Annotated in this window: 22 protein-coding genes, 1 riboswitch and 1 other annotated feature; of the genes, 7 read left to right on the forward strand and 15 right to left on the reverse strand. The window is 35.1% G+C overall.

Annotated elements, in window-relative coordinates:
• The first annotated feature begins 164 nt into the window (after positions 1–164).
• The 3 genes from MHH66_RS19120 to MHH66_RS19130 all read left to right on the forward strand — a co-directional run bounded on the left by MHH66_RS19120 (position 165) and on the right by MHH66_RS19130 (position 2,713).
• On the forward strand, positions 165–785 hold the full coding sequence (locus MHH66_RS19120) for a DUF47 domain-containing protein (RefSeq protein ID WP_000231445.1): 621 nt from the start codon (positions 165–167) through the stop codon (positions 783–785).
• Between the two features lie 11 nt (positions 786–796).
• Entirely contained in the window at positions 797–1,795 is a 999-nt protein-coding gene (locus tag MHH66_RS19125) for an inorganic phosphate transporter (protein ID WP_002126356.1), read from the forward strand.
• 117 nt (positions 1,796–1,912) lie between these two features.
• Positions 1,913–2,713, forward strand: coding sequence for a sulfite exporter TauE/SafE family protein (locus tag MHH66_RS19130; RefSeq protein WP_002126353.1), 801 nt, complete (start codon positions 1,913–1,915; stop codon positions 2,711–2,713).
• Positions 2,714–3,006: 293 nt separating this feature from the next.
• Here the strand turns inward: MHH66_RS19130 and MHH66_RS19135 are convergent, their stop codons facing one another.
• Positions 3,007–3,234 carry a hypothetical protein gene (locus tag MHH66_RS19135; RefSeq protein WP_000883004.1) on the reverse strand — a complete coding sequence of 76 codons (228 nt, stop codon included), beginning with the start codon at positions 3,232–3,234 and terminating at the stop codon, positions 3,007–3,009.
• Positions 3,235–3,404: 170 nt separating this feature from the next.
• On the opposite strand from MHH66_RS19135, the gene MHH66_RS19140 reads away from it, so the two are divergent.
• The gene (locus tag MHH66_RS19140) at positions 3,405–3,917 is read left to right on the forward strand and encodes a Crp/Fnr family transcriptional regulator (protein WP_002086692.1); all 513 of its coding nucleotides are present in this window, start codon (positions 3,405–3,407) and stop codon (positions 3,915–3,917) included.
• A 29-nt stretch (positions 3,918–3,946) separates the two neighbouring features.
• Here MHH66_RS19140 and hmpA read toward each other — a convergent pair whose 3' ends face one another.
• The 3 genes from hmpA to MHH66_RS19155 form a co-directional block, all read right to left on the reverse strand.
• Positions 3,947–5,155, reverse strand: a complete 1,209-nt coding sequence (hmpA, locus tag MHH66_RS19145; RefSeq protein ID WP_002126349.1) for an NO-inducible flavohemoprotein — start codon at positions 5,153–5,155, stop codon at positions 3,947–3,949.
• A gap of 223 nt (positions 5,156–5,378) precedes the next feature.
• On the reverse strand, positions 5,379–5,897 hold the full coding sequence (locus MHH66_RS19150; RefSeq protein ID WP_002126348.1) for a hypothetical protein: 519 nt from the start codon (positions 5,895–5,897) through the stop codon (positions 5,379–5,381).
• 114 nt (positions 5,898–6,011) lie between these two features.
• Positions 6,012–7,109: a site-2 protease family protein gene (locus MHH66_RS19155; RefSeq protein WP_002126346.1), complete on the reverse strand. Its 1,098-nt coding sequence runs from the start codon at positions 7,107–7,109 to the stop codon at positions 6,012–6,014.
• Between the two features lie 152 nt (positions 7,110–7,261).
• Here MHH66_RS19155 and MHH66_RS19160 point away from each other — a divergent pair, with 152 nt between their 5' ends.
• Positions 7,262–7,459 (forward strand): hypothetical protein, encoded by a 198-nt coding sequence (locus MHH66_RS19160; protein WP_000776287.1) that lies wholly within the window; start codon positions 7,262–7,264, stop codon positions 7,457–7,459.
• 183 nt (positions 7,460–7,642) lie between these two features.
• On the opposite strand, the gene MHH66_RS19165 is transcribed toward MHH66_RS19160, so the two are convergent.
• Positions 7,643–8,494 carry a hypothetical protein gene (locus MHH66_RS19165; protein ID WP_002126344.1) on the reverse strand — a complete coding sequence of 284 codons (852 nt, stop codon included), beginning with the start codon at positions 8,492–8,494 and terminating at the stop codon, positions 7,643–7,645.
• Between the two features lie 108 nt (positions 8,495–8,602).
• Between MHH66_RS19165 and MHH66_RS19170 the strand changes: the two genes are divergently transcribed.
• A complete protein-coding gene (locus MHH66_RS19170) occupies positions 8,603–9,379 on the forward strand; it encodes a class I SAM-dependent methyltransferase (protein WP_002126342.1) in 777 nt (258 codons plus the stop codon).
• A gap of 39 nt (positions 9,380–9,418) precedes the next feature.
• On the opposite strand, the gene MHH66_RS19175 is transcribed toward MHH66_RS19170, so the two are convergent.
• The gene (locus MHH66_RS19175) at positions 9,419–9,628 is read right to left on the reverse strand and encodes a hypothetical protein (RefSeq protein ID WP_000880630.1); all 210 of its coding nucleotides are present in this window, start codon (positions 9,626–9,628) and stop codon (positions 9,419–9,421) included.
• Positions 9,629–9,890: 262 nt separating this feature from the next.
• Positions 9,891–10,149: a binding site (T-box leader), on the forward strand.
• Between the two features lie 59 nt (positions 10,150–10,208).
• Here MHH66_RS19175 and brnQ3 point away from each other — a divergent pair.
• A complete protein-coding gene (gene brnQ3, locus MHH66_RS19180) occupies positions 10,209–11,564 on the forward strand; it encodes a branched-chain amino acid transport system II carrier protein BrnQ3 (RefSeq protein ID WP_078184179.1) in 1,356 nt (451 codons plus the stop codon).
• Positions 11,565–11,588: 24 nt separating this feature from the next.
• Here brnQ3 and MHH66_RS19185 read toward each other — a convergent pair whose 3' ends face one another.
• From MHH66_RS19185 to gltP, 9 genes are all read right to left on the reverse strand, one after another.
• A complete protein-coding gene (locus MHH66_RS19185; protein WP_078184178.1) occupies positions 11,589–11,945 on the reverse strand; it encodes a DUF3992 domain-containing protein in 357 nt (118 codons plus the stop codon).
• A 10-nt stretch (positions 11,946–11,955) separates the two neighbouring features.
• Positions 11,956–12,588 carry a response regulator gene (locus tag MHH66_RS19190; RefSeq protein ID WP_000598709.1) on the reverse strand — a complete coding sequence of 211 codons (633 nt, stop codon included), beginning with the start codon at positions 12,586–12,588 and terminating at the stop codon, positions 11,956–11,958.
• Complete coding sequence (locus tag MHH66_RS19195) at positions 12,585–13,640, reverse strand: sensor histidine kinase (RefSeq protein WP_002011673.1); 1,056 nt, start codon at positions 13,638–13,640, stop codon at positions 12,585–12,587. Before MHH66_RS19195 ends, MHH66_RS19190 begins: the two co-directional genes overlap by 4 nt.
• Positions 13,640–14,380 (reverse strand): cell wall-active antibiotics response protein LiaF, encoded by a 741-nt coding sequence (gene liaF, locus MHH66_RS19200; protein ID WP_002126337.1) that lies wholly within the window; start codon positions 14,378–14,380, stop codon positions 13,640–13,642. Before liaF ends, MHH66_RS19195 begins: the two co-directional genes overlap by 1 nt.
• Positions 14,381–14,486: 106 nt before the next feature.
• A complete protein-coding gene (locus MHH66_RS19205) occupies positions 14,487–15,149 on the reverse strand; it encodes a PspA/IM30 family protein (protein ID WP_002011675.1) in 663 nt (220 codons plus the stop codon).
• Positions 15,150–15,198: 49 nt separating this feature from the next.
• Entirely contained in the window at positions 15,199–15,555 is a 357-nt protein-coding gene (locus MHH66_RS19210; RefSeq protein ID WP_002011676.1) for a lmo0954 family membrane protein, read from the reverse strand.
• Between the two features lie 229 nt (positions 15,556–15,784).
• Positions 15,785–17,101 (reverse strand): Na+/H+ antiporter NhaC family protein, encoded by a 1,317-nt coding sequence (locus tag MHH66_RS19215; protein WP_002168806.1) that lies wholly within the window; start codon positions 17,099–17,101, stop codon positions 15,785–15,787.
• Between the two features lie 94 nt (positions 17,102–17,195).
• A riboswitch (SAM riboswitch) is annotated at positions 17,196–17,301 on the reverse strand.
• A 120-nt stretch (positions 17,302–17,421) separates the two neighbouring features.
• Positions 17,422–17,940, reverse strand: a complete 519-nt coding sequence (locus MHH66_RS19220; RefSeq protein WP_078184177.1) for a DUF402 domain-containing protein — start codon at positions 17,938–17,940, stop codon at positions 17,422–17,424.
• A 68-nt stretch (positions 17,941–18,008) separates the two neighbouring features.
• Positions 18,009–19,283, reverse strand: coding sequence for a glutamate/aspartate:proton symporter GltP (gene gltP / locus MHH66_RS19225; protein ID WP_078184176.1), 1,275 nt, complete (start codon positions 19,281–19,283; stop codon positions 18,009–18,011).
• Between the last annotated feature and the right edge of the window lie 73 nt (positions 19,284–19,356).

A 19,356-nucleotide genomic window follows, 5' to 3' on the forward strand; every position in this document is an offset into this window, starting at 1 on the left:
AGTAAGATATTCATTGTTGAGTATTAATATTATTAATACAACAATGAGAGTTTTGTTAAGTTTTTGTAAACTTTTCGATAAAATGTTTTAAAAAACGACAGTTTTTTGTTAGAATTGATTAGCCAATATATTTTACATATATTACTTTTGTGGGGGTAACAATAATGGTCTTTAAATCAAAAAAAGATAAGTTTTCTGAAATGCTTATGAACGTTTCCGAAAATTTAAAAGAAGGCGCGCAGTTTTTCGTGGAGTATAAAATTAAAAATGCTAGCGATTTAAAAGAGTTTTCTATGCGCATGAAAGAGTATGAGTCAAAAGGTGACTCATTCATTCACGAAATCATTATGGAGCTAAACAAAGCGTTTATTACTCCTATTGAACGTGAAGACATCCTACAACTTGCAATGAGTATGGATGATGTATTAGACGGATTAGATCACAGTGCTGGTCTATTCGAAATGTATTCTATTACAGAAGCTGATGAATACATGATTAAATTCGTTGAAGCAATTAATCAATGTGCGATTGAGATTGCAAATTCTGTTGAACTACTTTCTAAAAAGAAATTAGTCGATATTCGTACAAATGCGATCAAGATTAAGGATTACGAGTCACAATGTGATGATATTCGCCGTCATGCGATTAAGCACTTATTCTCTCGTGAGAAAGATCCGATTAAGATTATTCAATTTAAAGAGATTTACGAAGAGCTTGAAGAAGTAGCTGATAGCTGTCAAAGCGTTGCAAACGTATTAGAAACAATCATTATGAAGAACGCGTAAGGAGTTTGATCATGGATACACTCTTGATACTGACCGTTTTAGTAGTCATTTGCGCTTTAGCTTTTGACTTTATCAATGGATTTCACGATACAGCAAACGCTATTGCAACGGCTGTTTCAACGAAAGCTCTAAAGCCTAGACATGCAATTGTTATGGCAGCTATTATGAACTTTTTAGGTGCGATGACATTTACAGGTGTAGCAAAAACGATTACAAAAGATATTGTTGACCCGTTTGCTTTGCAAAATGGTTCTCTTGTAATTTTAGCTGCTTTGCTTGCGGCAATAGTCTGGAATTTGATCACTTGGTACTATGGCATTCCAAGTAGTTCTTCGCATGCAATCATTGGCGCAATCGCTGGTGCAGCAATTGCTGCTGCTGGTATTAGCTCATTAAACTATAAAGGGTTTATAAAAATTCTTGAAGCTTTAATCATTTCACCGATCATCGCTTTTGTTATTGGTTACATCGTATATAGTATTTTTAAAGTGGTATTTAAAAACTTTAACTTAACGAAAACGAACAAGAACTTCCGTATATTCCAGATTTTCACCGCTGCATTGCAAGCTTATACGCACGGTACGAATGATGCACAAAAAGCAATGGGAATCATTACGATGGCTCTTATGGCCAATAACTATCATACTTCTGGCGATATCCCTTTCTGGGTACAATTATCTTGTGCAATCGCAATGGGTCTTGGTACTTCTGTCGGTGGTTGGAAAATTATTAAAACTGTCGGTGGACAAATTATGAAAATTCGTCCTGTAAATGGTGTAGCTGCCGATTTATCATCATCACTTGTTATTTTCGGCGCAACATTTATTCACTTACCGGTTAGTACGACGCACGTTATCTCTTCTTCTATTTTAGGAGTTGGTGCTTCACATCGCGTGAAAGGTGTAAAATGGGGAACTGCAAAACGCATGTTAATTACATGGGTTATTACACTTCCTATTTCAGCTTCTTTAGCTGCATTATTTTACTACTTATTACACTTAATCTTTTAATCAAAAGTCGTCTTCCTTATTTTTCTAGGAAGACGACTTTTTTGTGAACAAGCCTATTTCTTATTAAAAAGCGTGTATAATGATTGATGGATAAGTTATATAGAGGAGTTGGCAATTTTGGAATACATCATGTTACTTTTCATCGGATTAATCGCCGGGACAGTCGGGAGCCTAGTCGGACTTGGGGGCGGAATTATTATCGTTCCGTTATTAATTGGATTACACAGTTTATCACCACAACTCGCAGTAGGAACTTCTATGGTAACAGTCGTTTTTACAGGGCTGGCTTCTACCCTTACTTATATGAAACATAAACGGGTAGATTATAAAAGTGGACTTATTTTATTTATCGGGAGTGGCCCTGGTGGTATTATCGGATCATGGGCAAACAAATTTTTAAACCAAGATACATTTTCTTTATACTTTGGGATTTTTCTTATATTCGTCTCCATTCTTCTTATACTACGAGACAAATTGAAACCTCTTTCCCTATCAAATATGACTGTAATTAAGCGATCTTTTACAGATAACGAAGGAAATACTGTAGACTATCAATTCCCACCATTTCTCGCTATCTTTATTGCCTTTATAGTTGGATTTATATCCGGATTATTTGGAATCGGTGGTGGTGCCTTACTTGTGCCAGCGATGATGCTCCTTTTTGCGTTCCCAGCACACATTGCTGTAGCAACTTCAATGTTTATCGTATTTCTCTCAGCAATTGTAAGTTCTTTAACTCACATCTCTCTAGGAAATGTCAGCTGGGCTTATGCATTAATTCTTATTCCTGGTGCATGGATTGGCGGAAAAATCGGGGCTTATATTAACACAAAATTAAGCGGTAATGCAATAATTAATTTATTACGTATCACATTAATTATTCTTGGAACTAGATTAATCATTACTTCATTTTTATAACGCGTTCTTTCTAGAATGCGTTTTTTCTTATACACATGAATATAAAAAGGCTCCTAGGAGAACAAATAAAACTAAACAAACACTTAATAGCATAAAATTTGAAATATGTAATTTCTTCAAGTTGACCACTCCTATAGCTATGACTGTTATCTTTATGATAGCGAAAAAACAGTTATCTTACAGTTACAAAGCGCTAACAATGCAAAATCATTTATTACAAATTTTATCCTTATATTTCATTTCTTTGTATAATCTATCGATTCAATAAAAAAAGATGTCATATTGACATCTTTTTAGTGAAGAAGTGACCATCCCATAAAGTCTTCATGTACTTGGCACGCCCTCTTATCGTTTCGATCATATAATTCAGCATAACTATCTGTTTCTTCATCATAAGCCATCGTATAAATAATTTGGCCGTCTATTTCAACGGATAAAACGACTCCACCTTTCATCTCTTCTACATGAATGATAGCATTCGCCGGAATTCTCATATCCGTCATCTTCATCGCATCTAACAATATACTAAACCCCCTACAGCGTATTCATTGCTAGTACTATTACACACTAAATAGTATACTACTGTAATAGCATACATTTCGTCAATGAAATTGCTGTTTAAAAAGCATATTGTCTTTATACATATACGCTAAAATATAAGAAATAGAAATGTTTTAATGGGGGGCTAACATTGATTCTACATAAGGGAGATGTATTATTCCGTCAAGGTGAGGACGGTCCATTATATTTTATAAAAACAGGTTTATTAAAAGTGATTCGGTTAGAAGAAGACGGAACACCATTTTTATTTAATATTATCGTTCCTGGTGAAACGATACCTCACCATTCTTTAATTTCACCGAAGGAATATCACGGTACAGCTATCGCTTTAATGAAAACAGAAGTCGAGCCTATAATTAGCAATGAATGGTACGACAAACTTCAGGCAAATCCTGCATCATATGAAAATATCGCTATACAATTACAATCGAAGTTAAGAATGATGCAACAGCGTATCGATCAATTGACAACTGTCTCTCCTAAAGAGCGCCTTCATCGTTTACAAGAGTGGTTCACCTTTTATTTAGGTGACATCCCTATTTATGAAATATTAACACAAACTGAAATTGGTCAGCTCATAGGTGTACGCCGCGAAACAGTAAATCGCTTACTTAGAGAACAAGCAAAAAACGAGGTAAAATAATACCTCGTTTTTTGCTTGGCAACGTTAACCTATTGTAAGCTTGCTGCGGGACCGAAAAATTCATAATGAATGTTCTCTTGTTTAACACCCAAATCAATTAATGCTGCATTTATATGTTTCATAAATGGTACTGGACCGCAGAAATAAAATTCTGCTTCAGTTGTTGGAATAATAGTTTGTAACCATTCACGTTCAATGAATCCTTCTTGATCAAAATTCTTCATTTCCACATCTTGCTCTGTCGGTGAAGAATAGCAAGTATATGCTTTAACTTGTTCATACTCTTTTTCTACTGTCTCAACATGCTCTTTCATCGCATGTGTATTACTATTTATCGCTGCATGAACAAAGCATACATTACGCTTGGATTCTTGTTCAATTAACGTATTTAACATACTCATCATCGGTGTAATACCTACTCCACCACTAATTAGTACAACAGGTAATGTTGACTCCATATTTAATACGAAATCTCCCGCTGGTGCACTTACTGGTAAGACATCCCCTTCCCCTACATGATCATGTAAGTAATTAGATACTTTACCATCTGGTGTATCTACACCTTTTTCTTTCTTTACACTAATACGATAATATTCTTTTCCTGGAGCATCAGACAAGCTATATTGACGATTATGTGTATATGTCTCACCTTTAATATTTATTTGAATCGTTACATATTGTCCTGGGATGAATGAAGAAACTTTCCCGCCATCTTCAGGTTTTAAATAAAATGATGTAATAACGTCGCTTTCCTTCACTTTTTTAACAATCACAAAGTTGCGGAAATCTTTCCACCCACCTTCTTTATGTGCAGCTTCTTCATACATACCCGCTTCAATGCTAATGAATGCATCAGCAATGACGCCATACGCTTCTCCCCATGCATTTAAAACTTCATCAGGCGCGCCTGCGACCTCTTTAATCGCTCGTAGTAAGCATGTACCTACTATTGGATAATGCTCTGCTTTAATACCTAAACTTCTATGCTTATGACCGATTTGTTTTACAACTGGAATAATAGCTTCTAAATTATCAATGTACATTGCAGCTGCATAAACAGCATTTGCTAATGCTTGTTGTTGTCTTCCTTTTTTCTGGTTCGTATGGTTGAAAATATTCAATAACTCCGGATGTTCCGAAAATAAAATTTGATAAAATCTCGTTGTAATCTCAACGCCTTTTTCTTGTAATAACGGTACTGTTGACTTTACGATTTCAATTGTTTTTGCACTTAACATTGTATCCCACTCCTCTATTTCCTTAACTGTTTTTAGTTTAACTGAATTGTATAATACATATTGTGATTTTAATCACTATTAACATGGTGTTTTTGTGAAAAATATATGAACAATGCACATATTAAATAAATTTTAAATAGTGATGTGCTCCCATCCGCTACTAATTATTAGCCCCCATTAATTGTGCTCAAAAAAAAAGCTAACTAGAATTCTAGCTAGCCTACTACTTTGTTTGTATTGCTTGTTCAATTACTCTTATATTTTGCCCATCTCCAAACTCTGTATACCCCCATATATTCGTTTCACCTTTATGTTTATTCACAAGTATATCCAAGTCATGATATACGCGATGAGCATAGATTACATACTCAATATTCTGAAGCTCCACACCTTTTTTTACAATTTCATAACTTCTATTCACATCGCGTTTTATTTTTTCATTTTTTATTTCTTTATGTATATTTTTTAAAGAGGCTTCTTGCTCTTGAAACCATCGTTTAAAATGTTTCCAATCCCCATCTGTATATCTCTCTGCCTTGCCATAATTCAAGAAATTATTATAACTTTCATGTGTCGTACGAACAAAATCGAGTGTCTTCTTCTTCTCTTGCACCTCTTCTATTTGTGCTACTGTATTTACTCCAGCAGACTTATTCGCATAATATAATAGTACTTTCATAAGACTATAGCTCGCTATTGCCATCACAGTAATAGTTACCAATACACTTAACAATTTCTTCATATACAGAACCCCTTTTCTACTATGAATATTACAATGTACTGTTACACTTGTAACATTCTCTCGTAGAAATGTAATTCCTGTTTAAATCCTCCTTTTCATTTCGACACTATTTTTCTACAAACTTCTCCTTGGTAAATGCTCTTGTAAAACAACATAACCTTCATAAGCTGTATAACCGAGTATAGCCATTAATCCGATATAACAAGCAAATACTGTCCATTTCGTTTTCGTATCGACTTTATAATAATTTTCTTGTTGTTCCTTTTCTGTTTCCCATTCATTTAATTTTCTTTCTGACATTTCAAATGCTTCTCTTATATGAATTGTATGCATTTCTTTTTCATCTTCATATGGGACATAATCAAGTGGCTCAAATTTTGGTAAAAGGTACTCTAGCACTTCAATCTTTTGAAGTTCTCCTGTTTTTAATTCTTTTTCACGTTCTCTTTGTCTTAATACGTTCATTTCATGGTGAATCATATAAATCGTTCGATGCACCGCACCAGTTTCTTTTAATTCCTCTTCAAGCCTAGCAGCATATTCTTTCATTCCATCGATTTTATATCCTAATTCCTTAATCGGCTCATCTCTCTTTATTACTCTATATAGTTCCATACAGCCGATAATAAAAATAAATCCTCCTAAAATACTTTTGAAGTAAATAGAATAGCCGAGTAGTAAAACTAGCCCTGCTCCCCAAATTTTCGTGCTTACAACTGAAATTATTCGTCCACCATCTAATGGAGAAACTGGAATTAAGTTAAAGAAATTAATCATACTTCCAAGTAAAATAATAAGCGCCCAAAACGGCTCTTTCGTGATTATATACAGTGGGATCGCGGGTAAAAATGAAAGCAACCCGAAAAGAGGTCCCATATATGCAATGTAAGCTTCATCTTTTGCATTTTTCGGCATCTCTTTCATCCCAATAAGAGCTCCCATAAATGGTATGAAGATTGCTGGCGATGTTGGTATCCCTTTCTTTCTCGCTGCCCATAAATGCCCCATCTCATGTACAAACAATAAATATACGAGTGCTACCCCAAACTTCCAACCATATATGACTGCGTATGCACCAAGCGATAAAAACATACTAAATACTGTTGAAAATTTTGCTAACTTAAAAATTGCAAATACCCATTTTAACTTAGATAGTAAAAATAACCCTATTGCAACGATAACTCCCCATAATCCTTTTTTATTATTTTTCATATTCCTCTCCTTTATCTCGCTTTATTGAGCCATATACACTCATCAAAACTTATTCTTTTTCTCTATTATGACATATTTTTTTCTATTGTTAGAAATAATGTTTATTCCATCCATTTTTAGCCAAAAATAAAAATAAAAGGAGGTAAATACAAATGAAATTACAATCTCTTATGATAGGCGCTCTATCGTTTTTAGCTTCAACTCTTATTTTTTATACCGTCAGCTACGTATTATTATTAGATTGGTTGCCAAATCACTTATTTATAGCCCTTATTATTCTTTCTGCTCTTATGATTTCCTTTCTAATTACACGAAAATCAATGAATGAGCCATCTGCAAAAGCAAAATAATAGAGGGGATCTTTCCCCTCTATTATCATTTCCTAGGAAAGGCCATATAGACTTTATGATTCTTACTGCCCGCTATTTACGGGCAGTAAGAATCCCACCTCAAAATTCGGCTGGAGCAAAGAATTTTGGTAGGATTCGTGCTAATAATCAGCGGGGGATGCCCCCACTGATTAAAATTTCACTTTATCTTTGTAAATTCATTTTTTCACCATACTCTTTAACAATTTGAATAATGTTTTGAAATGCTCCTACTTTTTCTTTCTTACTATTTAATATTTGTAAATCGTGATTATCATAATAGGTTTCTAGTGATTTTAATTGTGATTCTGAAGCATCTTTTATCGGAACAGTAACATTCAACTCATACTGTTTATACCCTTCCTTTACTTTTTCAGCTGAAATTATTTCACTCTCTTTTGCGCCAATTAATTTTTGGACCTTTTCCGGGAAAATTAATTGCAAATAATATTCTTGTTCCTTTGCTAACTTATTATATAGTGATTGTGAAATCGTATAACGTACTGTATAATTCATTTTTTGATCACCAGCTTTAATATGAAACGCAGTAATCTGCATGTCTTTCTTTGTTACTTCCGTTAAAGTACCTACCTGCATCTCATCTTCTTTTTGTTCTGGAATCTTTGGAAAGATAGCCAAAAGCTTTTCCGTATCTTTTTCGTTAAGCATATACATATCTTTCTTATATTGAATCCATCCTCGGCGATCTTCTCCTCTTAACCATGCATAATATGTTTCTTTTTTTCCATCACTACTAATTTGTATTTCATATTCCGGTTCACCAAAACTACCCGTTACTTCTTGTTTTTCCGCTTTGTTTATAATATCCACCACCAACTCCGCATCCATTTTCTTTAAATTTTTTTCTTCTTTACCTTTTTGCATAACAGTTACTTGTAATGGTTCTCTCATTTCATTCACTGTCTCCTCTACTTGTTCCGGTTCTTTCTTTTGCTCGGATTGACCACACGACGCGAGTAAAATAACACATAAAAACATTAAATATTTCCCTTTCAAATCGATTCTCCTTTTCCAATAAGAAATTCTTATAACCCTCATGCATAAAACAAAAACGTTACATTATATAGAATGAGCTATACTATAAACTGAAGGGAGGATTTTACAATGTCCATTAATTTTCATGATGCAAATAATAAGTATACGTATGCAAATCGTAACGCACATATTTCATGGCAGGAAACAATAAACAATATTGTAGATGTGCAAAATAAACAAGTAATTGATATAGGTTGTGGTGGCGGCATTTACACGAAAGAACTTGCTCTTATGGGAGCCAAAAGTGTTGTTGGGCTTGATTTTTCAAAAGAAATATTACAAGCTGCAAAAGAAAATTGTAATGCCTTCCCAAACATTTCATTCATTCACGGTGATGCACATAATATCTCATTCCCTAATGAAACATTCGACCTTGTCATTTCTCGTGCAGTCATTCATCATTTGCATGATATTCCCACATTTATACGAGAGGCTTCTCGTATATTAAAAAAAGACGGTCTACTTATTTTACAAGACCGGACCATTGAAGATTGTATAATCCCAGGAAGTCCTGAACACCTTCGTGGATATTTTTTCTCGGTCTTTCCAAAACTCATTGAAACAGAAGCGCAAAGAAGACCAAAAACCACTACTATACAGCAATTATTACAAACATATCCTCTTCAAGCGCTCCCCATTCAAACACAATGGGAAGTACGAAAAGTACATGATTCTGTAGAGGCTTTGCTACAAGATTTATCTCCTCGAACAGGCCGATCCATTCTATATGAACTAACAGATAATGAACTTTCTCAACTTCTACATCATATCCAAACGGCATTACAAAACGTCTCTCCTATCATCGAAAGAGATCGTTGGACAATTTGGAGCGCGAAAAAATTGTAAGGAAGGAAGCCTCACAAAATAATGTGAGGCTTCCTTCTTTCATAATCTAATTTTGCAACACTCTTGATATCCTCCACTCCTGGCCTGTGCACTTCCACACTTCGGACATACTAAATATCTAGACTGATTTGTCAACAAACTACCTTTTTGAAAGAGTAAAACTTCTGCTTGTTTAAACGAACGCGAATAATATAACCACATAAAACCAATTATAGCAATAATGCCAAATAATACTCCCATCGCAAGCATTTCAGTCACCTCTTTTGGTTTGTTCTTTCCAGCAAGTGGATTGTTGTATTATTCTCTGCAAATTCAAACAATTCCTTCCTTACTCCTATAAATATCGATTTTCTCCATAAACTTTACAATTCTCTATAATGTTTTACAGCATTTTTACAAATAGTATTAACCCTTATATTCTCAGCTATATTTCTACAGGAAAGTGTATTTCCCAAAAAATATGTTGACTTTCTAAAAAAAACATGTAAAAATGTTGTCAGAATACTTGAATAAAAATTCATTGACGAGAACGAGTATGTTATAGAGCTGTTCCCCAGAGAGTTGGTATTTTGCTGAAAGCCAACGCTCAGTTCGTAACCGAAAATCATCTCCGAGAAGTAGAACCGAATGCTAAAGTAAGTTCTTACCGGTCGTCCCCCGTTACAAGGAACACGTATCATGTTGTACGTTGTAAAGCCGTATACATATAGATATATTTCTACATGTATAAATTAGGGTGGTATCGCGGGTAAATATAACTCGTCCCTTTCTTAAGGGACGAGTTTTTTGTGTTCTTACAATGAATTTACAAAAAAGGAGAAAAAAAACAATGAACACTGTATCAAAAAAACATGTTTTTTTCACAGGTCTTATGCTGTTTTCTTTATTTTTTGGAGCAGGAAATTTAATTTTCCCTCCAATGCTTGGACAAAATGCTGGTGAAAACTTTTGGCCAGCAATGATTGGTTTTTTACTAACAGGAGTCGGCTTACCACTACTTACTGTTATCGCTATTTCTCTATCAGGAAATGGAATGCAACAACTTGCAAGTCATGTTCACCCATTATTCAGAATATTCTTTACGGTAGTTGTATACATTGCAATCGGTCCATCTATGGGCATCCCACGTGTTGCTAATGTCGCTTATGAAATGGGAATTAGTTCTTTCTTACCAGAAACTATTCGCTCTAGCAGCCTAACGCTATTTTTATACACAGTCATCTTCTTTGCTATCGTATTTTGGCTTAGTTTAAATCCTTCTAAACTCGTCGATCGTATCGGAAGCGTATTAACACCTATTTTATTACTCTCTATTTTCTTATTATTCTTTAAGAGTGTATTTTCACCACTTGGGCAATCAGGACCAGCAATGCAAGAGTATCAAACTTCTCCAGTTTTCAAAGGTTTTATGGAAGGATACTTAACGATGGATACCATTTCAGCGCTTGCATTTGGAATTATCGTTGTAAATGCAATTCGCTCAAAAGGTGTGAATGACCGCAAATCAATTGCCATCGCAACAGCAAAAGCAGGACTTATTGCCGCTACTGGTCTCGTACTTGTATATGGTGCACTTGGCTGGCTCGGTACAACTAGTGTCTCTCTCGGATACGCAACAAACGGCGGACAGCTACTTACCGTTATCGTACAACAATTACTCGGTCCATATGGTCTAATTCTATTATCTCTTATCGTTACACTCGCTTGCTTAACAACATGTATTGGACTTGTATCTGCATGCAGTCAATACTTCTCAACATTATTAACGAAATTTTCATACACAACGTTAGCAAGTGTCATTTGCACATTAGGATTATTAGTTGCCAACTTAGGTTTAACAAAAATTATCGCAATCTCTGTTCCTATTTTACTTGTTGTATATCCAATTGCGATTGTACTCGTATTACTATCATTACTTCATAAATATTTCGGTGGATATCGTTCTGTTTATGTAGGTGCGTTAATTGGATCTGCAATTGTGAGCGTATTTGATGGATTAAAACAAGGGAATATTCCTGTTTCATCTATCACATCTTATTTCGAGTTTATTCCATTATATAATGAAGGAATTGGCTGGTTAGTACCAGCATTAGTTGGGGCTATTATCGGTTTTGCTATCGCAAAATTAAGTGGCGCCAAAGCAGTACCATTAACGGATCATTCACCTGAATCGAAAGTATCATAAAAAAACTCCCGTTTCGGGAGTTTTTTACATTTGATAAGAAGTATGATTAAAGCTACTTACTTTATAAGCCTTCGTATAGTAATCAATATTCGTATCCACTGTTTCTACTTTTACAACATCATAGCAATCTTCTTGCTTCACTAGAAATAAATAATATTCTTCTGTCGCCTCAATAATTGCAATACGATCTGTTTCAATATCATATTGTTCACAAAGTGCTTGCAACGCATTCACATAGTTACCTAATTTTTTCGTTTCATCCATTCCAAATATCGTTTGAACTAACATACACTCTCTCCCCTTTGTATGTACTGTTAACAACTTAATGATAACGCTTACATAAATAACCGTCAATAAAAAGCTTTGACCATATATAGTCAAAGCTTCCTTCTTATTTCGTCAATTGGTGTCTAAACGCATAAATAACCGCCTGTGTCCGGTCACTTACATTTAGCTTATTTAATATATTACTCACATGTGTCTTTACTGTTTTAAGGGCAATAAACAACTCATCTGCAATCTCTTGATTACTTTTCCCCTCTGCAATTAATAACAAAATTTCAGACTCTCTTTCTGTTAACTCCTCATGCAAAGGTTGTTCTTTCTTCTGACGCATACGAGACATCATTTTGCCAGTAACTTTCGGCTCTAATACCGTTTCCCCATCATAAGTAGCTCTTACAGCATCTGCAATATCACTCGCTCTTGATGTTTTTAATAAATAACTTGTCGCCCCCGCCTCAATAACAGGATATAACTTTTCATCATCTAAAAAGCTCGTGACAACTACAATTTTCGCTTCTGGCCATTCTTGAATAATAGCACGTGTCGCTTCAACCCCATCCATCTCATCCATAACAAGGTCCATTAAAATAATATCCGGTCTTAATTGCAAAGCTAACTCTGAACCTTTTCTTCCATTTTCAGCTTCTCCAACTACTTCAATATCTGGCTGCGTTGATAAATATGCTGATACACCCATTCGAACCATTTCATGATCATCAACTAGTAATACTTTTATCATGATTCTCCCCCTCTCTCAATCATAATAGGTACTTTCACTTCTATTTGCGTACCTTTGTTCGGAAAACTAAGAACTTTTAATGTACCACCAATTTCATGAACTCGCTCTTGCATTGACCTTAAACCGTATGAACCAGCCTTATTAACACCAACTTTAAACCCAACACCGTCATCAATAATTTTCAAAATCGCATATTGATCAATTTTCCGAAGGCGTACTTCGGTTTTCTTTGCCTTCGCATGCCGTAAAGTATTAGACAGCGCCTCTTGTACAATACGGAATAAATGATCCTCTACACCTTTTTTTAATTGAATCGGTTCAATTAACCATTCAATTTTCATATGTTGCTTTCTAGACAGTTCTGTTAATAATTCTTCTATACCCTCTGTTAGTTTCTTACCTTCTAACTGCACTGGGCGTAAATGAAGGAGCAATGCTCTCATTTCTGATTGTGCATTTACAACCATATTCTCAACAAGCTGCAACTGTTTTTTCGTCGTGTCTGGAATTTCAGCTGCTTGCTCATTAATGGCTGACATCATCATCGACATTGCAAAAAGCTGCTGACTTACAGAATCGTGCAGCTCTCTCGCTAATCGATGCCTTTCTTGAGAAATCGCTTCTTGTCTCATCTCTTCATTCCAATGGGCTCGTTCATTCGTTACTTTTTGAAATAGCCCAGCTTGCTCCTCTAAGCGACGAGCAAGACCAATTACTTTTCGTTCCACTTCATGAAATTCATCGTCCGCAGTAAATGAAACATCACTCGGAAAATTCCCTCGCTCTACTTCAAATAGAAAAGTATTTAATCCTTGTATACGCTGTTCTATATAATAACCGATTGCATATCCTACAATTCCTCCGATAAGAAGACTCGTACTCATAATAAACAAGCCAATTGGAACAGAAGCAATGGATTCTTTCCAGAGTAAATCATAAACTTGTTGCTCGCTTTTCCATACATATACAATTGTACAAATAAGTGCGATACTCACAGAGGACAACATAGAATAACGAATATACATCCACGAAATATTCCTTTGTTTTTTCATTATACTTTCCTCACTTCCGTATCGCCTACGACAAGCGAAGAAATAATTTTAATACGACGAGGGGCTTCTTTATACTGTTCTGTTCTAAACGTAACATTACGGTTAAATCCAGTTTCTTCGTGTCCTGGCAGGAGCACTCGCCCAACAATAACAGAATGATTTAAAGACAATTCAATATCATATGGTACATATAAGCGAATATTACCAATGACGCCCCGAATCACAATAACCGTTTCTCCCTCTGGAATCATAGCAGTTGTTAAATCAATCTCGACGTCACAAGCACCATATTGGACGTTAATATCCTCTATTTCATAAATATGATCCATCATTCGTACATTACCTACAAACATATTTTTTATATACGGTTCTGTACGATATATTTGTTTTTCTTCATTTATATATCCTTTTTCTTTAATTTCAACTTTCATTGCTTTTTGCCGATGTCCTTGTTGAATAAGTTGATAACCAATTAAAGCTAAACAAGCAAACACAACAAGTACGAATGCCGCTGATGAAAATAAGAAGAATAAGAAGACAATACCACCGACAAATAAAAATACATTCCCTCTTACATAACGGTTCTTCTTTCGATAATGTCTTCCAAACATAATCATAATAAATGCAAATATTAGACCACCTGGTTCAAAATGTCCAAGTATCATATCAAGAAAAAGACCGAATCCAAATATGATGAGGAGCATCCCCATAAATTGTGTTTTTGAAAATTGCTTCTTCATTTCAGCTCCCCCCTCCTTGTCACATATACATAGAAGAAAAGGCATTGCTTTCCAACACCTTTTCTCCTATCACTATATCATAAGCCTGTTTTATTATATACTACAATTATTTTGTTACTTCTTTCGTTAACGATACTTCATTTTTCTCTTTCATTTCACTCTCTAGTTTTGCAATTTTCATATCAAATGTATCACGCTCATGCTCTTCATTTATACGAAGCTCTATGTCACGAATGTGATCTTCAATTTCTTCGAATCGTAAGAACGGATTATTTTCATCCATTTTATGCATAGCAGTATTCATACGGCGGTTTGCATGCGCCATATTTTCACGTGCCATTAATTCCATACGCTTTGCGTTCATTTCTTTTAATTTATTTTTCATTTCTGAAAGACGACGCTCTAACTCATCAATTTGCTCTACAACACCAGCATACATTTCTTCTAAGCGAGTTACTTGCCCTTCATAATACGCTACTTCTTCTAATGCACGTTCATGCAATTGCAATTCGCCTGCTTCTTGTGCGATGATAGCTTGCTTTGATCTTTTATTAACGAAATAACGTGCTTGCTCAAGCTCACGAGCGAAGTTAGATTTTAATGTTTTATGACGCTGAATTAACTTCTCAATTTTTGTTATTTCACGCTCACTATCGCGTAAATATTGGTTTAACATAGCAATTGGATTTTTTCTTTCTTTCTCATCTAACACATTATGAAAATCAGCTAAAATTGCATCGCGTACACGTCCGAATAAAGATTGTTTCATTATAATCTTCCTCTCTTCTACTTTATAATTTGATTTGATTTATTTTATATTAGTTTTTCATTAACTTGTTCCACTCATCTTCAAAGTTGCTATATGGTTTAGCACTTTCTGGAGCAGAATCAACAACTACATTTTTTCCTTTTTTCCACTCACGGTATCCGTAGTATAAAACTACTAATGCTGCGATACCGATTAATGCTGGGGAATGAGAAAGTGCAATGGACAAACCGATTAAACCAACAATACCCCAAGCTAACTTTCCAAAGAATGATTTAGCTCGCACAAATGATTTATAGCTCCAGTACACAACTCCTGCTCCAATGGCGAATCCTACAATACCAGCAAGACTACCAAGAGCAATTAAAGCCAAAATACCGGCTGCGATAAACGCTAGAAATTGTTTCATCTTGTGCTTGCCTCCCTTCGATTTGATACTCTTATCTTAACTATTTTTTCATTTTTTCATAACGAGCTTAAGAACTGTTTTCGACTCAGACTTAAGACCGAGTTAAATTCAGCCTTTTGCAAAAATATGCGGTAGGATAGGATGATTCACTCTTTTATCGCACATAAAAAGCCGTACAGAGAACATTCTCTGTACGGCTTTCGTTACTATTCATAAACTTCATTTTAAATTATGCTGTTTTGTGATACTCTTTCTTTCCCGCTACTTTAGAAAACCTCGGGAAACCAATTAATATAGAAATGATTCCACATACTCCAACTAAGATTGGATAAAACGCATATGGTAACAATTCAATTGGAGATAACGCCGCAAATCCTGCTGCCGTTAACATTTGCGCACCATACGGAATTAATCCTTGCACACAGCATGAGAAAAGATCTAATACACTCGCTGATTTACGAGGGTCAATTTCATATTGATCTGCAATGTTTTTCGCAAGCGGACCTGTAAAGATAATAGAAATCGTATTATTCGCTGTACACATATTCGTCATACTCACTAAGCCAGCAATACCGAACTCTGCTCCTTTTTTTGAACGAATGTTACGCGTTAAAAGATTCATTAAATATTGAATGCCACCATTATATTGAATCAGTTCGACCATACCACCAATTAAAATGGCAAGTAACACTAACTCCATCATACCGCCCATTCCAGTCGTTACACTTTTAAAGAAACTCTCTAACGTATAACTTCCATCTATAAGACCGATAACACCAGATAGTACAGTTCCACCGGTTAATACAATAAGTACATTCCAGCCAAGTAGCGCTGTAACAAGTACACCTGCATATGGTAAAATCTTCACCCAATCAAATGTATGAGCTTTAATTTCTGTATCATTACCTAAAGTAATCATTACTAATAGTACAATTGTAATGACTGCAGCTGGCAATACAATTAAAAAATTCGTTTTAAACTTATCTTTCATTTCTGTTCCTTGCGAACGAACAGCAGCAATTGTCGTATCAGAAATAAATGATAAATTATCACCAAACATCGCTCCACCCACAACAGTAGCCATCGTAAGCGCAATTGAGATATCAGTTTGCCCACTAATACCTACAGCAATCGGTGCTAATGCAGCAATTGTTCCCATTGAAGTTCCCATCGCTAATGAAATAAATGCCCCTATAACAAAAATTCCAGCAACGATAAATCCTTGGGGTAAAATAGATAACGCTAAGTTAACAGTGGAATCAACTCCGCCCATTCCTTTTGCTGTTTCAGAAAACGCCCCTGCAAGTACAAAAATCAGAACCATGATCATAATATCAGGGTTTCCTGCACCTTTAGCAAATCGTTCTACTTTCACATTAAAGCTTTCCTTACGATTCATCACTAAAGCAATTCCTACAGCAATCATAATCGCTACGAGTATCGGCAATTTATAGAAATCACCTGTAATAATCCCAGAACCAATAAATAGCGCCAAAAATATTCCAAGTGGTAATAAAGCTAAACCATTTCCTCTCGTTTCTTTCAAAGTATCATCTCTCCCTAGTTTTCAACCTTTTCTAATTAACAACAAAAGACCTCTTCCGACGAGAAGAGGTCTTATACATCTATAAGAAACACTCTTCTCATTTTTCAAGCACACGCTTGCTGGATTTGGCACAGCACTCTGAAATCGAGTCCGCTGCCGAGGCATCGTAGGGCCAGTCCCTCCGCCTCTCTTTATAAGAAGGTTTCATATTTATTTTTTAATAATAATTTCTTTCCTAACTTTACTCGCTTACAAAACAAAAGTCAATTATTTTTTGTATAGATTTTTTTGGTAATTATGCAAAAATATGAATAAACCAATCATTTTAACTTTTCGATTTCTTTATCCAATATTGAGATCCAATAAAATTTTCTATTTTTTATCTTCGCGATAATCCATTTTGTTGTATTCCATGCTAACTCATATTCTTCTTTTGTAACATCACCAATTTTATAGGCATCCTCTAACTCGTCTTCATCCAGTACATAGATCTCACCGTTCGGTAACAATACTACATCTAAATATAAATCATCAAAATAAGGTAAACCACGCTCGTCTATTTTATATTCTTTCGTCACGTCGATATAATATTGCAGTAATTGTTTTTGATTGTCTAACATAGCTGTAATTGCAAAGTTTTCCCCGTTTATAAAATATTGCATCCATGTATACCCATCACCTGCAATGCAACGCTGTTTACCATTGTATTCTTTATAACTAGGTTCTCTCACTTTTTTTATGTCCAGTATTCCTAACATTCCATCCTCTACTTGCTTAACCATATAATCCTTCTCTATTAGTCGCTTCCACGAAGAACCGTCACCATATTTACGTTTCATTACGTCCGCTCCTCTTCTATATATAGAAAAGCCCCCACATATTATGTGAGAGCTTGTTCATATTATAATTAAGCTGCTTGACCCTTTTCAGATATCTCTTTTAAATAGGCTTGTCCTTTTTCAGCGTCATATTGACCTTCCCACTTAGACATAACTACAGCCGCTAAAGAGTTACCTACAACGTTAACTGCTGTACGAGCCATATCAAGAATACGGTCAATACCTGCAATAAACGCTAAACCTTCAGCTGGAATACCTACTGTACCAAGTGTTGCTAATAATACAACGAATGATACGCCCGGTACACCCGCGATACCTTTTGATGTAACCATTAATACAAGTAATAACGTAATTTGTTGTGTAATGGATAATTCAATACCGTACATTTGCGCTAAGAAAATTGCCGCAATTGCTTGATATAAAGTTGATCCATCTAAGTTAAATGAATAACCTGTTGGAATAACGAAAGATGTAATTGCTTTCGGACAACCGAATTTCTCCATTTTCTCCATAATTTTCGGTAAAACCGTTTCTGAACTTGCCGTAGAATACGCTAAGATCAGCTCGTCTTTTAAAATCTTAAAGAATTGGAAAATGTTTATTCCAAATATTTTCGCTGTAAGTCCTAATACAACTACAACGAAGAAGATCATTGCTCCGTATACTACAATGAGTAATTTCCCTAATGGAATTAATGAAGCTAATCCGAATGTAGAAACTGTAACACCAATTAATGCGAATACACCAAATGGTGCAAACTTCATAACTTGGTTCGTTACATAAAACATTGCATCTGCTACACCTTGGAAAAATTGTAGCACTGGTTTACCACGCTCACCAATTGCTGCTACACCTAAACCAAATAATACTGAGAAGAAGATAATAGCAAGCATATCACCTTCAGCTAATGATTTCATAATGTTCGTTGGAACAATATTTACAAACGTATCCGCAAACGAATGACTTTGTACTTGAGCTGTTGTTTCTGCATATTTAGAAATATCAGTCTTTGTTAATTTATCCATATCAACGCCTTTTCCAGGTTGGAAAATGTTCGCTATTAATAGACCAACAACAATTGCAAGTGTTGTAATAATTTCAAAGTAAAGAATTGTTTTTCCGCCTAGTCGGCCTAACTTCTTAACATCGCCAACACCAGCAACACCAACAACGATACTTGCTACAACAATTGGTACAACGATCATCTTAATTAATCGAATGAAAATATCACCAATTGGTTTTAAATAATCGACCACTGCCGGATTGTCAAAGAAAATCGCCCCAACTGCAATACCAAGCGCAAGTCCTATTAAAATTTGCCATGCAAGTCCTATTCTTTTCATATTTGTTGTAACCCCCTCTTCGATGTGTCACTCTATCTCTCATTCTATTTCTATAAAACATGAAATTAAGAGT

Origin of the sequence: Bacillus sp. FSL H8-0492, assembly GCF_038006145.1 — a bacterium.
Lineage (GTDB): Bacteria > Bacillota > Bacilli > Bacillales > Bacillaceae_G > Bacillus_A > Bacillus_A mycoides.